Genomic DNA, 13,483 nt, shown 5'->3' with positions numbered 1-13,483 from the left:
GAGGTGGGAGCCGGCGGGCAGGACGGCCGCCGACCGGTGGCCCGGCCCCGTAGCCAGGAGGTCCCGTGCGGGCGATGGTGTACCGCGGCCCCTACAAGATCCGGGTCGAGGAGAAGGACGTCCCCGCGATCGAGCACCCGAACGACGCGATCGTCCGGGTCGCGCTGGCCGCGATCTGCGGCTCGGACCTGCACCTCTACCACGGCATGATGCCGGACACCCGGATCGGGCACACGTTCGGTCACGAGTTCATCGGCGTGGTCGAGCAGGTCGGCTCGTCGGTGCAGCACCTGCAGGTCGGCGACCGGGTGATGGTGCCGTTCAACATCTTCTGCGGCAGCTGCTGGTTCTGCTCCCGCGGGCTGTTCTCCAACTGCCACAACGTGAACCCCAACGCCACCGCGGTCGGCGGCATCTACGGCTACTCGCACACCACCGGCGGCTACGACGGCGGGCAGGCCCAGTACGTGCGGGTCCCCTTCGCCGACGTCGGCCCGGTCAAGATCCCGGACTGGATGCACGACGAGGACGCCGTGCTGCTCACCGACGCCGCCGCCACCGGCTACTTCGGCGCCCAGCTCGGTGGGATCGCCGAGGGGGACACGGTCGTCGTCCTCGGTGCCGGCCCGGTCGGTCTCGTCGCCGCCCAGTCCGCGTGGCTGATGGGCGCCGGCCGGGTGATCGTCATCGACCACCTGCCGGAGCGGTTGGAGAAGGCCCGCACCATGGCCCATGCCGAGACGCTGGACTACGACGAGCACGACGACATCGTCGTGGAGATGAAGAAGCAGACCGACTTCCTCGGCGCGGACGTCGTCATCGAGGCGGTGGGGGCCGAGGCCGACGGCAACTTCCTCCAGCACGTGGCCGGCACGAAGCTGAAGTTGCAGGGCGGCTCGCCGGTCGCGCTGAACTGGGCGATCGACGGCGTGCGCAAGGGCGGCACCGTCTCGGTGGTCGGCGCCTACGGGCCGATCCCCAACGCGGTGAAGTTCGGCGACGCGCTGAACAAGGGGCTCACCCTGCGGATGAACCAGACCCCGGTCAAGCGGCAGTGGCCGCGGATGTTCGAGCACGTGCGCAACGGGCACCTGACGCCGCGGGAGATGGTCACCCACCGGTTCCCGCTGGAGGACATCGCCGAGGCCTACCACGTGTTCTCGGCCAAGCTCGACGGCTGCATCAAGCCGCTGATCCTGCCCAGCGCGGACTGAGGGAGCCACCACCGTGACCGAGCCCGACATCCCCAGCGCCTACGTCCGCGACAAGCGCACGCCGCCGCCGAGCCGGGAGGAGCTGCGGGCCCGCATCCCCGGCTGGGGTGCCGACCTCGACCCGGCCGACCGGCCGTCGCACCCCAAGCTGCAGTACCCCGCCGACACCGGCGCGCACTGGGACTTCCCGGAGCGGCAGCCCGGGGCCGAGGGGCGCGAGCGCTCGATCGAGCACGCGTTCGTCACCCCGGTCTTCGGCACCGCGCAACCGCTGCACGGGCTGTCCGGGGCGATCCGGCGGGTGGCCTACCGGCGGTTCAGCGAGGGCCGGCTGGCGCACTGGATGCTGCTCATCGTCGGTGACCGGGTCGACGCCTGGGAGAACCACCTCCGCTCGTTCGCCTCCGGGCGGCCGGACGTGCCGGCCACCGGGCTGCGCGGGGAGCTCACCGGGAACGGGCTCCGCTCCCGCGCGGGGCGCTCGGACAAGCGGCACCAGGCGCTGGACCCGGTCGTCGTCGCCGGGCCGTGGCTGGCCGCCGCGGGCGTCACCGCGCTGGGCGCACGGGCGGTCGTCCGGGCGCTGCGCCGCTGATCCGGGGCAGGGGGCCGGTGTGAGCGCCGGCCGGCTGCGCTTCGACGGCTGGATCATCGGCGTCGGCACCACCTCCGGCACCCGGATCGTGGTGGGGCACTGGCCCCGTTCGCCGCTGGGGCCGCTGTCGGACGTGATGGTGCAGCGGCCCGACGACCACCGGGTGCTGTTCGCGCCGCACCGGGAGGCCGCCGACTTCATCGCGTCCACCTACACCTTCGACGAGGTGCGGCTGGTCGACGTCGTCGTCACCCGGCCGGACGAGGCCACCTGGACCGTGGCCGCCGGCCCGCTGGCCCTGCGCGTGCGCACCGCCGGCCGGCCGCTGCTGGGCCGGCTGCTGCGCGCGGTGCCGGCGCCGCTGGCCCGCACCCCGGCGTGGACCGGCCTGCTGGACCGGCCGGCCCGGCTGCTCACCGGGCTGCGGACCACCGGCTCGGCCGGCAACGGGCGCACCGAGTGGTACGGCGTGCAGGACCTGCACACCGTCACCGACCTGGCGGCCAGCTGGGACGGCGTCCCGCTCGGCACCCTGGCGCCGGTCCGCCCACCGGTGACCTTCGGCTTCGGGTCGGTGCCGCCCGACCCCGGGGTGGTCCGGGTGACCACCACCGTGCGGGTGCCCTGAGCGGCAGACTGGACCCGTGGGGGAAGGCCGGGGCAAGCCGCTGCGGGACGTCGTGGGTCCCGGCCTCGACGTGCTGTTCTGCGGCATCAACCCGTCGCTGGTGTCCGCCGAGAAGGGGCACCACTTCGCCCGGCCGGGGAACCGGTTCTGGCCCGCGCTGCACCTGGCCGGGCTCACCCCGCGGCGGTTCCGGCCCGAGGAGGACGCCGAGCTGCTGCGCCACGGGCTCGGGGTGACCAACGTCGTCGACCGCCCCACCCGGACCGCCGCCGAGCTGGACCCGGCGGAGCTGCGCGCGGGCGCGCGAGCACTGGCCGAGCTGGTCGAGCAGCACCGGCCGCGCGTGCTGGCCGTGCTGGGCGTGACCGCGTGGCGGGTCGCCCTCGACCGTCCGCGGGCCGGGCTGGGCCGCCAGCCCGAGCGGATCGGGGGAGCGGAGACCTGGGTGGCGCCCAACCCCAGCGGGCTCAACGCCCACCACCAGCTGCCCGACCTGGCCCGGCTCTACGCACAGCTGCGGCCGGCCGGCCGCTGAGCAGCGACGGCCGGCCGCACCGGCCGCCTCAGGTGGTCGCGGTCGACCCGGTGCCCGCCGGCACACCGGTCCGCGGCTGCTCGTCGCCGACGTCGGCTGCGGTCTCGTTGGAGTGGAAGGACGCCTGGGCGCCGCGCAGCTGGCGCGGCACCCGCGCCCCGCTGGGCGGCTCGGGGAGCGCCGCCGGGTGCGCGCGCCCCCACTCGGTCTCCACGTCGGCGAGCAGCGCCTCCAGGTAGGAGCGGAGCTGGGTGCGGCAGGCCTGGCCGAAGGCCCGCAGGTAGGCCACCTGCTCCTCCAGGTCCTCGGTGGCGGGCTGGGCGGAGACCTCGGGGGTGCTGCGCCCGGAGGAGATGCGCACCCCGGCCTCCTGAGCGGCCTGGATGATCGCGCCCGCCTTCTCCCGCGCCTGGCTGAGCTGCTCCTCGTAGTGCAGGCGTGCCTCGCTGGTCATCTGCCGGCTGAACGCCTCGGCCTCGGCGACGTACTGGTCCGCGGTGAGCTGCGCCGTGGCCAGGATCCCGACCGCCTGGTCGCTCGGGGAGGGCCGGTCGGCCGCGGCCGCGAGCTGCTGCTCGAGCCGCTGGAGCTGCTCGCGCAGCTGCGTGTTCTCGGCGGTGAGGCGGTCCAGCTCGGACGACACCCGGTCGACGAACGCGTCGACCTCGGTGTCGGTGTAGCCGGGGTGCAGCATCGTCCCGTGCGTGAAGCGCACGTCACGGACGACGTCCGGCGTGAGGCGCTCCCCGTCCCCGGCTGTGGGTGTGCTGGTGGTCATTCGGTCACCTTCCCGTCGACCGTCGGGCTCGGTCGGCTCGCTGCGAACACCTCGGTGCGGATGCGGCCCATGGGCAGGCCGTGTGAGTGGAGCCGGGTCACGGTGTCCTCGACCGTGGCCGGGTTGCCGGCGACGTAGGCGTCGCGGTTGGCCCAGGGGCCGTGCCGCAGGACGACGTCACCGATGTCCCCGTGCTCCAGGGACGAGGTCTTGTCCTCCGAGACGGCCAGCGTGACGGTCAGCCAGGGCAGTTCCTGCGCCAGCCGGCGCAGGTCCGCCCGGTCGTAGAACGCGTCCTCGTTCCGGGCTCCGACGAACAGGTCGACCCGGCGCGGTGGGCCCTGGCGGGCCACCTGGTCGATGATCGCCTTCACCGGTGCCAGTCCCGTGCCGCCGGCGACCAGCAGGAGGTCGCGCTCGGACCCGGTGTCCAGAGCCAGGTGCCCCACCGGCGGACCCAGGCGGACGGCGTCCCCCTTCTGGACCTGCCGGACCAGGGCGGTGCTGACCGGGCCGCCGTCCCGGGCCTCGACGTGCAGCTCGAGCATCCCGTCGGGCCGCGGCGCGTTGGCCGGGGAGTACCAGCGCCACAGCCGGGGCCGCAGTTCCGTCTCGACCGACAGCGCCTGCCCGGGGAGGTAGTCCACCGGCGTCCGGGGCGCGAGCTTCAGCACGGCGATGTCCAGGGTCCGGCGGTCGTGGTCGACGACCTCCGCGTCCCACCACGGGGGCTGGTCGGTCGACTCGTCGGCCGCCTTGACCATGACCTGGGCGATGAGCTCGTAGGCCTCGGTCCAGCTGGCGGCGAGGGCGTCGTCCCACTCGTCGTCGAAGTGCTCGAGGGTGGCGAGCAGGCTGGCGCCCACGGCGGGGTAGTGCGCCGCGACGGTGCCGAACTTGCGGTGGTCCCGGCCGAGCTGCTGGAGGATCGGCACCAGCGTGTCCAGGTCGTCGACGCGCGCCACCACCTGGCCCAGGGCGGCGAAGAGCCGGTCCCGCTGGTGGGCCATCGACACCGGGAACAGCTCCCGGGTCTCGGGGTGGGACAGGAACAGGTGCGAGTAGAACCAGAGCGGGGCATGGTCGCCGTGGGCCGCGGCCTTGGCGAAGTTGGCCCGCATGGCGGGGATGTCCACGGAGCTTCTCCTGGTGCTGCGGCGTCAGCTCGCCGCGAGCGGTTCGGGAACGGTCTCGTCCCGGTGGGCGGTGAGCGCGGCGCCGATGTCCTCCTGGGTCACGTCGAGCGGGATCAGCGGGCCGGCGAGGTGGTGGAGCACCCGCGTGGAGAACTCCTCACCCGGTCGTGCGGACACCGTGCGCGGCCGGGTCGTCCTCGGACGGGGGCGGGGGCCGTGCAGCCCGGGACGGTCACCGCTGGTAGCGAGAGCGCCACAGACATGATCGCAGTCTGTCGGGTGGGCTCGCGCTATGCCAGTCAGGACGACGACCGCCCGGCGCCGGAGGGCGCCGGGCGGTCGGGGGCGGTCGGGGTGGTGCGGTCGGGGTCCTGCGGTCAGGCCCGGCGCGGCCGGCTCAGGAGGCGTCCGGGCGGGGCTTGACCGCGAGCACCGGGCGGTCGGCGTCGAGCAGGATCCGCTGGGCGCTGCTGCCCAGCAGCAGCTTGCCGACCGGGGAGCGCCGGCGCAGCCCGATGACGATGACCGAGGCGTCGTGCTCCTCGGCCGCGCGCAGGACCGTGTCGGCGAGGTCGCCCGAGTGCGGGCTCTGCTCCACCCGCAGGCCGACGCCGGCGGTCTGCGCCTCGCCGGACAGCCGGTCCACCAGCTCGGGCGGGGCGACGTCGGCGCTGACCGGGGCGCCGCCGCGCGGGGAGTTGAGGACCAGCAGGTCCTCGCCGCGCAGCCGGGCCTCGGTCAGGCCGGCGGCGAAGGCCGCCTCGCCCTCGGGGGTGGGGACGAAACCGACGAGGACGGTCACACGAGCTCCTTGGTGTCGGAGTGGGCGGCGGCGCGGCGGCGGGCCCGCGCCCCCTGGACGGCGGGCAGGGCCGCCACCAGGACGAAGACGACGAGCAGCACCCCGGAGATGGGACGGGTGAAGAAGCCGGTCACGTCACCGTCGAAGATCAGCAGCGAGCGGCGCAGCGAGTCCTCCAGCAGCGAGCCCAGGACGAACGCGAGGACCAGCGGGCCGGGGTCGAAGCCCAGCTTCTTCATCAGGTAGCCGAGGGCGCCGAAGACGATGACCAGCACGATGTCGAAGACGTCGTTGTTCACCGTGTAGACCCCGACCAGGGTGATCAGGACGGTGATCGGCGCCAGGACCGTGGCGCGCACCCGCAGGATCCGCACGAACAGGCCGACCAGCGGGATGCTCATGATCAGCAACAGGATGTTGCCGATGTACATGGAGTTGACCACGCCCCAGAACAGCTCCGGCTCCTGGGACACCAGCTGCGGGCCGGGGCTCACGCCCTGGATGAGCAGCGCGCCGAAGATGACCGCCATCGTGGCGTTGGCCGGGATGCCCAGGGTCAGCAGCGGGATGAACGACGACGTCGCCGCCGCGTTGTTCGCCGTCTCCGGGGCCGCGACGCCCTCGACGGCGCCCTGACCGAACCGCTCGGGGTGCTTGGACCGGCGCTTCTCCAGGGCGTAGGCGGCCAGGGAGGACAGCGTGGCCCCGCCGCCGGGGAGGATGCCGAGGACGAAGCCGAGCACCGAGCCGCGGCCGATGGCACCCGCGGACTGCCGCAGGTCGGTCCGTGAGGGCCACACGTTGGCCACCGTCGCGGGCGCGTGCACCGCCCGGTGCCGTTCCTCCAGGTTGTAGAGGATCTCGCCGAGGCCGAAGAGCCCCATCGCGATCGGCACGAAGTCCAGGCCGTCGGCGAGGGAGAGGTTGCTGAAGGTGAACCGCTCGGCGCCGGTGAAGCCGTCCCGCCCGACGGTGGCCAGCAGCAGGCCGATGCACGCGGCGATGACGGCCTTGAGCCGGTCACCACTGCTGACGGTCGAGACGAGCAGGATGCCCAGCAGCGCCAGTGCGGTGTACTCCGGCGGGCCGAAGTCCAGCGCGAAGCTCGCCACGATGGGCGCCAGCAGGGACAACGCGATGATCGAGACGGTGCCGCCGATGAACGACCCGATGGCGGCGATGCCCAGCGCGGTGCCCGCCTTGCCCTGCCGGGCGAGGGCGTGGCCGTCGAAGACGGTGACCACCGAGGAGGCCTCGCCGGGCAGGCGCAGCAGCACCGAGGTGATCGTGCCGCCGTACTGGGCGCCGTAGAAGATGCCGGCCAGCATGATGATCGCGGTGACCGGCTCGATGCCGAAGGTGAGCGGAAGCAGGATCGCGATGGTGGCCGCCGGACCGAGGCCCGGCAGCACCCCGATCAGCATGCCGATGACGACACCGATCAGGCAGTAGAGCAGGTTGGTCGGTTCCAGGACGACGCCGAAGCCGTCGATGACCGGGGCCAGGTCCACGGGGGCTCCTAGAACAGGTGGGGGATGGGCACGGACAGCGCGGCGACGAAGATGACGTAGAAGGCGGCGACCACGCCGAGGCTGACCAGGACCGAGGTGCGCCAGCCCTCACCGCCGAGGAAGCGCAGCCAGACGAAGGCGAGCAGCGCCGCGGGGATCTCGAAGCCGATGACCTCGATGACCAGCACGAACACGACCATGGTCGCCAGACCGGCGAGCACCAGCCAGCTCGCGCGGGTGAACCGCTCGGCGTCCGAGGTCCGCCGGGCGACGGCGACCAGCCCGATCCCCAGGACCACGACCAGGATGCTGACCAGCAGCGGCCAGGTGCCCGAGTCGGGGACCCGGGCGGAGCCGAGGCCGAGCCGGCCGGACCCGACGACGGCGACGATCCCGAGCACGACCACGGCGGCCGCGATGACGAGGTTGGCCACCGGTCCGGCGGCCGGCGGCCGGCCCTCGTGCTCGGCCGCCTCCACCGCGTGCACGGCCTCCTCGAGGTCGTGGATCGTCGCGGGCACGCTGTCCGCCGCCGCGGGGGGCGCCCCGCCGGCCGGGCGGCCGGCGGGGCTCCCCTCGTGCTGCGGTCCGCTGGGCGGGGTGGTCACTCGGCGCCCAGTTCGATGCCGTACTCCTCGACCACGCTGCGGTAGGAGTCGAGGGCGGACGTCCACTGCTCGCGCAGCTCGTCGCCGGACACCTCGTTCGGGGTCAGCTGGTTGTCCTCGTTGAACTGCTGGTACTCGGGGGAGTCGAACGCGGTCTGGAAGGCCGCCTGCAGCCGGTCGAGGACCTCCTGGGGCGTGCCCGAGGGGGCGAAGACCGCGCGGGACTGCTGGACCGGGACGTCGTAGCCCGCCTCCACCGCGGTGGGGGTGTCGGGCAGGTAGGAGGGCCGCTCCTCGGCGAAGGTGACGATCGGGGTCAGCTCACCGGCCTCGATCTGCTCGATGGCCTCGCCGAGCTGGATGGAGCCGACGTCCACCTGGCCGCCGAGCACGGCGGTCAGGGTGGGGGAGCCGCCGTCGAACGGGACGGCGGTCGCGTCGATGCCGGCCTGCGCGAAGAGCAGCTCCTGCGACAGCTGGCTGCCGGTGCCGACGCCCGTGGTGCCGAAGGTGATCGGCCGGCCGGCGTTCGCCAGGTCGTCGACGGTCGCGAAGCCGGAGGACGGCGCGGTCACCAGCACGTAGTCGTCCTGGGAGACCCCGGTGACGATCTCGTAGTCGGCGATGTCGATCGCCTCGTCCTCGGGCACGGCGAGCGGGGTGATGTAGCCCAGGCTGCCGTTGAAGACCATCAGGGTGTGGCCGTCGGGCTCCTGCCCGGCCAGCTCCTGCGCGGCCAGCGCACCGTTGGCACCCGGCTTGTTCTCCACGGTCACCGGGACGCCCAGGTCCTCGGAGGCCGAGTCGGCGAGCGCGCGGGCGATCAGGTCGGTGCTGCCACCGGGGTCCTGGCCGACGTAGATGGTGACCGGGTCGCCGCCGGGGAAGTCCTCGGCCGCGGCGTCCGAGCCGCCGCCGCCCACGTTGCCGCCGCAGGCCGCCGTCGAGAGGGCGAGGGTGATCCCGAGGCCGGTCAGCACCCAACGGCGCGTGCCGGAGTTCCTGGTCATGTCGTTTCTCTCCTTCGAGAAGCCGGCCGCCCGGCGAGTTCGGTTGTGAATGGCGTCACGCCAGGCGTGGACCGGCCGAGCGTAAGAAGACAGAGTCATGCCTGTCCAAATCCGTTGTGGCATGGGTTGATACCTTGAGGGCATGAGCTTCACGCTGGAGCAGCTGCGGGGCTTCGTGGCCGTCGCCGACGAGCTGCACTTCGGCCGCGCCGCCGCCCGGCTGAAGATGACCCAACCCCCGCTGAGCCGCCAGATCCAGAAGCTGGAGCGCGCCGTGGGCGCCCAGCTGCTGGAGCGGGACAACCGGCGGGTGGCGCTCACCGCGGCCGGCCAGGTCTTCCTCGCCGAGGCCCGGCGGCTGCTGGCCCTGGCGGAGGCGGCTCCGGACCAGGCCCGCCGGGTGTCGGCCGGCTCCAGCGGCGTGGTGCGGATCGGGTTCACCGCCGCCTCGACGTACGGCATCCTCGGCCGGCTGCTCAACGAGCTCGCCCGCGAGCTGCCCGACGTGTCCGTCGACCTCGCCGAGATGGTGACCCGCGAGCAGGTCGTCGGGCTGGCCAACGAGGAGATCGACCTCGGGCTGGCCCGGCCGCCCTTCGACCGGGAGACGTTCGGCTCGCGCCTGCTCCACCGCGAGTCGCTGCTCGTGGCGGCGCCCGGAGAGCACCCGCTCCTCGCCCTCGGCCGCGACGTGACCGCCGCCGACCTCACCGGCGAGCCGGTCGTCATGCACTCACCCACCCGGGCGCGGTACTTCTACGACCTGGTGGCCGGGGCCGTGCCCATCGCGCACCAGAACACCGTCCACACGGTGAGCCAGGTGCTGACGATGCTCTGGCTGGTGGCCGCCGGGCGCGGCATCGCCTTCGTGCCCGCGTCCGCCGCGCGGCTGCCGATCGAGGGGGTCGGCTTCGTCCGGCTGGCGACGCCGGTGCCCGAGCCGGTCGAGCTCCACCTGCTGTGGGCGCGGGACTCGCCCAACCCGGCGCTGTGGCGGGTGCTCCAGGTGCTGGAGGGCGTCGAGCTCGACAGCTGATGCCCGCCGGGCATCGAGCCATGCGCAAACGAACCTGGACAGGCATCGTCGGCTGTTCCTACGGTGACGACGACCACCCCGTCCCGCGTACCCCCTCCGCGGCGCGGACCCGTCGAACCAAGGACATGCCGCCGTGACGCTGCTCCCCCCGGACGAACTCGCCGACCGCCTCAAGTCCGGTCTGCTCTCCTTCCCGGTGACCCACTTCGATGCCGACCTCCAGTTCGACGAGCCGCGCTACCGCGAGCACCTGGCCTGGCAGTCGGGCTTCGACGTCGCCGGCCTGTTCGCCGCCGGTGGCACCGGTGAGGGCTTCTCGCTGACCCCCGCGGAGATCGACCGGGTCGTGCGGGTCGCCGTCGACGAGGTGGCCGGGAAGGTGCCCGTGCTGGCCCCGGCCACCGGCGGCACGGCGGTCTCGGTCGAGCAGGCCAAGGCCGCCCAGGACGCCGGGGCCACCGGCCTCCTGCTGTTCCCGCCCTACCTCACCGAGGCCAGCCAGCAGGGCCTCGTCGAGCACATCAGCGCGGTCTGCCGGGCCACCGACCTCGGCGTCATCGTCTACAGCCGGGCCAACGCCGTCCTCACCGACGTCACCGTCGCCGAGGTCGCCGAGCGCAACCCCAACCTGATCGGCCTCAAGGACGGCATCGGGGACATCGAGCAGATGACCCGCACCTACGCCCGGGTCGGCGACCGGCTCATCTACGTCGGCGGCCTGCCGACGGCGGAGACCTTCGCCCTGCCCCTGCTGCAGCTGGGCGTGAGCACCTACTCCTCGGCGCTGTACAACTTCCTGCCCGAGTTCGCGCTGCGCTTCTACGCCGCGGTCCGCGCCCAGGACCGCACCGCGGTCTACGGCATGCTCAACGACTTCGTGCTCCCGTACCTGGACATCCGGGACCGGCAGCGCGGCTACGCGGTCTCCATCGTCAAGGCCGGGCTCACCGCCGTGGGCCGCGACGGCGGGCGGGTGCGCCCGCCGCTCACCGACCTGGACGACGCCGAGCTCGCCGAGCTGACGGCCCTGGTCCAGAAGACCGCCTGACCGGCCCACGACGAAGCGGAGGACGGCGATGAGCAGCCGCACACCCACCGTGGCCCGCGTGGAGGCGGTCCCCGTGGCCGGGCACGACAGCATGCTGCTGAACCTCAGCGGTGCGCACGCGCCGTTCTTCACCCGCAACATCGCGATCGTGACCGACAGCGAGGGGCGGGTCGGCGTCGGCGAGGTGCCCGGCGGTGAGGCGATCCGGCGCACGATCGAGGACGCCGGCGCGCTGCTGACGGGCCGGCCGATCGCCGCCTACGCCCGGCTGCTGCGGTCGGTGACGACGACGTTCGCCGACCGCGACGCCGGCGGGCGGGGGCTGCAGACCTTCGACCTGCGGACGACGATCCACGCGGTCACCGCGTTGGAGTCGGCGCTGCTGGACCTGCTCGGCCAGCACCTGGGCGTGCCGGTCGCCGAGCTGCTCGGGGACGGGCAGCAGCGCGACGCCGTCCCGATGCTCGGCTACCTCTTCTACGTGGGGGACCGCCGGGCGACCGACCTGCCCTACGTCGCCGAGGAGCGGCCGGCCGACGACTGGGAGCGGCTGCGCCGCGAGCCGGCCCTCACGCCGGAGGCGGTGGTCGCCCTCGCCGAGGCGGCGCGGGCGCGGTACGGGTTCTCGGACTTCAAGCTCAAGGGCGGCGTGCTGCCCGGGAGTGAGGAGGTGGCCGCGGTGCGGGCGCTGGCGGAGCGGTTCCCCGACGCCCGGATCACGCTGGACCCCAACGGCGGCTGGCTGCTCGCCGACGCGGTGGAGCTGTGCCGCGACCTGCACGGCGTGCTGGCCTACGCCGAGGACCCGGTCGGCGCGGAGGGCGTGTTCTCCGGGCGCGAGACCATGGCGGAGTTCCGGCGGGCCACGGGGCTGCCGACGGCGACGAACATGATCGCGACCGACTGGCGGCAGATGGCCCACGCCGTCCGCTCCGGCGCGGTGGACATCCCGCTGGCCGACCCGCACTTCTGGACCATGCGCGGCTCGGTCCGGGTCGCCCAGCTGTGCGCGGACTTCGGCCTCACCTGGGGCTCGCACTCGAACAACCACTTCGACGTGTCCCTGGCCATGTTCACCCACGTGGGCGCCGCCGCGCCGGGGCAGATCACCGCGCTGGACACGCACTGGATCTGGCAGGACGGGCAGGCGCTGACCCGCGAGCCGCTGCAGATCCGCAACGGCGAGATCGCCGTCCCGACCGCTCCCGGGCTGGGCGTCGAGGTGGACCGGGACGCGGTGGCCGCGGCCCATGAGCTGTACCTCGAGCACGGCCTCGGTGCCCGCGACGACGCGATCGCCATGCAGTACCTGGTCCCCGGCTGGACCTTCGACCCCAAGCGCCCCTGCCTCGTCCGTTGACCTCCCCTGGAGCGACCATGACCACGACGTCCCCCGCCGCCCCCGTGACGGCCGCCCCGGCGGTGCTCGACCGGATCGAGTCGGTGACGCTCTCCTCGGTGACGCTGCCGCTGCCCAACCCGATCAGCGACGCAAAGGTCTTCACCGGCCGCCAGCGCCCGATGACCGAGGTCGCGTTCCTGTTCGCCGAGGTCCGCACCGAGGGCGGGTTCGAGGGCTTCGGTTTCGGCTACTCCAAGCGGGCCGGCGGGCCGGCCCAGTTCGCCCACGCCCGGGAGATCGCCGGCGACCTCATCGGCGAGGACCCGAACGACATCGCCCGGCTGTGGACCAAGCTCGTCTGGGCGGGTGCGTCGGTCGGCCGCAGCGGCGCCTCCACCCAGGCAATCGCCGCGATCGACGTGGCGCTGTGGGACCTCAAGGCCAAGCGTGCCGGCCTGCCGCTGGCCAAGCTGCTGGGCGCCCACCGCGACTCGGTGCGCTGCTACAACACCTCCGGCGGGTTCCTGCACGAGTCGATCGAGCAGGTCAAGGACAACGCCACCCGCACGCTGGAGAGCGGCGTCGGCGGCATCAAGATCAAGGTGGGTCTGCCGGACTCGGCCGAGGACCTCCGCCGGGTGCGTGCCGTGCGCGAGCACCTCGGCGACGGCGTGCCGTTCATGGTCGACGCCAACCAGCAGTGGGACCGGCCCACGGCCATGCGGGTCAGCCGCCGGCTGGAGGAGTTCGACCTGGTCTGGATCGAGGAGCCGCTGGACGCCTACGACGCGGAGGGGCACGCGCAGCTGGCCCGCTCGCTGGACACCGCCGTGGCCACCGGCGAGATGCTCACCAGCGTCGCCGAGCACTACGAGCTAATCCGGCAGGGGTCGGTGGACATCATCCAGCCCGACGCCCCGCGGATCGGCGGCATCACCCAGTTCCTCAAGCTGGCGGCGCTGGCCGACCACGCGAACCTGCAGCTGGCGCCGCACTTCGCGATGGAGATCCACGTGCACCTGGCCGCGGCTTACCCGCACGAGCCCTGGGTCGAGCACTTCGACTGGCTGTACCCGCTGTTCAATGAGCGGCTGGAGACGCGCGACGGCCGGATGCACCTCTCCGACCGCCCCGGCCTCGGCGTCACCCCCAGCGACCAGCTGCGGGCCTGGACCGTCGACCGGGTCACCATCGGCGCGTCCCGCTGAGCGTCCCGATCCCCGTACGCACCCCTGGAGGA

15 protein-coding genes are annotated in these 13,483 nt (G+C 73.4%); 8 read left to right on the top strand and 7 right to left on the bottom strand.

What is annotated here, in order from left to right:
• The first annotated feature begins 74 nt into the window (after positions 1-74).
• Genes HL189_RS21090 through mug form a run of 4 tightly spaced genes read left to right on the top strand, consistent with a single transcriptional unit; the run spans position 75 to position 2,972 of the window.
• A complete protein-coding gene (locus HL189_RS21090) occupies positions 75-1,214 on the top strand; it encodes a zinc-dependent alcohol dehydrogenase (protein WP_369135731.1) in 1,140 nt (379 codons plus the stop codon).
• A gap of 13 nt (positions 1,215-1,227) precedes the next feature.
• Positions 1,228-1,809, top strand: a complete 582-nt coding sequence (locus HL189_RS21085) for a hypothetical protein (protein ID WP_369135697.1) — start codon at positions 1,228-1,230, stop codon at positions 1,807-1,809.
• A 19-nt stretch (positions 1,810-1,828) separates the two neighbouring features.
• Positions 1,829-2,437 (top strand): hypothetical protein, encoded by a 609-nt coding sequence (locus HL189_RS21080; protein WP_369135696.1) that lies wholly within the window; start codon positions 1,829-1,831, stop codon positions 2,435-2,437.
• Between the two features lie 16 nt (positions 2,438-2,453).
• Entirely contained in the window at positions 2,454-2,972 is a 519-nt protein-coding gene (gene mug / locus HL189_RS21075) for a G/U mismatch-specific DNA glycosylase (protein ID WP_369135695.1), read from the top strand.
• Positions 2,973-3,000: 28 nt separating this feature from the next.
• On the opposite strand, the gene HL189_RS21070 is transcribed toward mug, so the two are convergent.
• From HL189_RS21070 to HL189_RS21040, 7 genes are all read right to left on the bottom strand, one after another.
• Positions 3,001-3,750, bottom strand: coding sequence for a DivIVA domain-containing protein (locus tag HL189_RS21070; RefSeq protein ID WP_369135694.1), 750 nt, complete (start codon positions 3,748-3,750; stop codon positions 3,001-3,003).
• Positions 3,747-4,886 (bottom strand): globin domain-containing protein, encoded by a 1,140-nt coding sequence (locus HL189_RS21065; RefSeq protein ID WP_369135693.1) that lies wholly within the window; start codon positions 4,884-4,886, stop codon positions 3,747-3,749. Before HL189_RS21065 ends, HL189_RS21070 begins: the two co-directional genes overlap by 4 nt.
• Before the next feature lie 24 nt (positions 4,887-4,910).
• Positions 4,911-5,063 (bottom strand): hypothetical protein, encoded by a 153-nt coding sequence (locus HL189_RS21060; RefSeq protein ID WP_369135692.1) that lies wholly within the window; start codon positions 5,061-5,063, stop codon positions 4,911-4,913.
• 220 nt (positions 5,064-5,283) lie between these two features.
• Positions 5,284-5,688, bottom strand: coding sequence for a universal stress protein (locus HL189_RS21055; protein WP_369135691.1), 405 nt, complete (start codon positions 5,686-5,688; stop codon positions 5,284-5,286).
• Positions 5,685-7,199 carry a tripartite tricarboxylate transporter permease gene (locus HL189_RS21050; RefSeq protein ID WP_369135690.1) on the bottom strand — a complete coding sequence of 505 codons (1,515 nt, stop codon included), beginning with the start codon at positions 7,197-7,199 and terminating at the stop codon, positions 5,685-5,687. Before HL189_RS21050 ends, HL189_RS21055 begins: the two co-directional genes overlap by 4 nt.
• Before the next feature lie 8 nt (positions 7,200-7,207).
• Positions 7,208-7,720: a tripartite tricarboxylate transporter TctB family protein gene (locus HL189_RS21045; protein ID WP_369135689.1), complete on the bottom strand. Its 513-nt coding sequence runs from the start codon at positions 7,718-7,720 to the stop codon at positions 7,208-7,210.
• 83 nt (positions 7,721-7,803) lie between these two features.
• Positions 7,804-8,817, bottom strand: a complete 1,014-nt coding sequence (locus HL189_RS21040; protein WP_369135688.1) for a Bug family tripartite tricarboxylate transporter substrate binding protein — start codon at positions 8,815-8,817, stop codon at positions 7,804-7,806.
• A 142-nt stretch (positions 8,818-8,959) separates the two neighbouring features.
• On the opposite strand from HL189_RS21040, the gene HL189_RS21035 reads away from it, so the two are divergent.
• The 4 genes from HL189_RS21035 to HL189_RS21020 all read left to right on the top strand — a co-directional run bounded on the left by HL189_RS21035 (position 8,960) and on the right by HL189_RS21020 (position 13,451).
• Positions 8,960-9,853, top strand: a complete 894-nt coding sequence (locus tag HL189_RS21035; RefSeq protein ID WP_369135687.1) for a LysR family transcriptional regulator — start codon at positions 8,960-8,962, stop codon at positions 9,851-9,853.
• A 133-nt stretch (positions 9,854-9,986) separates the two neighbouring features.
• Complete coding sequence (gene kdgD / locus HL189_RS21030) at positions 9,987-10,901, top strand: 5-dehydro-4-deoxyglucarate dehydratase (RefSeq protein ID WP_369135686.1); 915 nt, start codon at positions 9,987-9,989, stop codon at positions 10,899-10,901.
• Positions 10,902-10,929: 28 nt separating this feature from the next.
• Positions 10,930-12,261, top strand: coding sequence for an enolase C-terminal domain-like protein (locus HL189_RS21025; RefSeq protein ID WP_369135685.1), 1,332 nt, complete (start codon positions 10,930-10,932; stop codon positions 12,259-12,261).
• Between the two features lie 17 nt (positions 12,262-12,278).
• Positions 12,279-13,451 (top strand): mandelate racemase/muconate lactonizing enzyme family protein, encoded by a 1,173-nt coding sequence (locus HL189_RS21020; RefSeq protein WP_369135684.1) that lies wholly within the window; start codon positions 12,279-12,281, stop codon positions 13,449-13,451.
• Positions 13,452-13,483: the final 32 nt, after the last annotated feature.

Source organism: Modestobacter sp. I12A-02662 (assembly GCF_041028325.1).
In the GTDB taxonomy this organism is placed as follows: domain Bacteria; phylum Actinomycetota; class Actinomycetes; order Mycobacteriales; family Geodermatophilaceae; genus Modestobacter.
This window is presented reverse-complemented; position numbering and strand designations above follow the sequence as displayed.

Excerpts from the sequence above, each read along its gene's own strand:
- HL189_RS21020 (WP_369135684.1), top strand. The coding sequence starts at position 12,279 with ATGACCACGACGTCCCCCGCCGCCCCCGTGACGGCCGCCCCGGCGGTG.
- HL189_RS21025 (WP_369135685.1), top strand. The coding sequence starts at position 10,930 with ATGAGCAGCCGCACACCCACCGTGGCCCGCGTGGAGGCGGTCCCCGTG.
- HL189_RS21040 (WP_369135688.1), bottom strand. The coding sequence starts at position 8,817 with ATGACCAGGAACTCCGGCACGCGCCGTTGGGTGCTGACCGGCCTCGGG.
- HL189_RS21070 (WP_369135694.1), bottom strand. The coding sequence starts at position 3,750 with ATGACCACCAGCACACCCACAGCCGGGGACGGGGAGCGCCTCACGCCG.
- HL189_RS21035 (WP_369135687.1), top strand. The coding sequence starts at position 8,960 with ATGAGCTTCACGCTGGAGCAGCTGCGGGGCTTCGTGGCCGTCGCCGAC.
- HL189_RS21090 (WP_369135731.1), top strand. The coding sequence starts at position 75 with ATGGTGTACCGCGGCCCCTACAAGATCCGGGTCGAGGAGAAGGACGTC.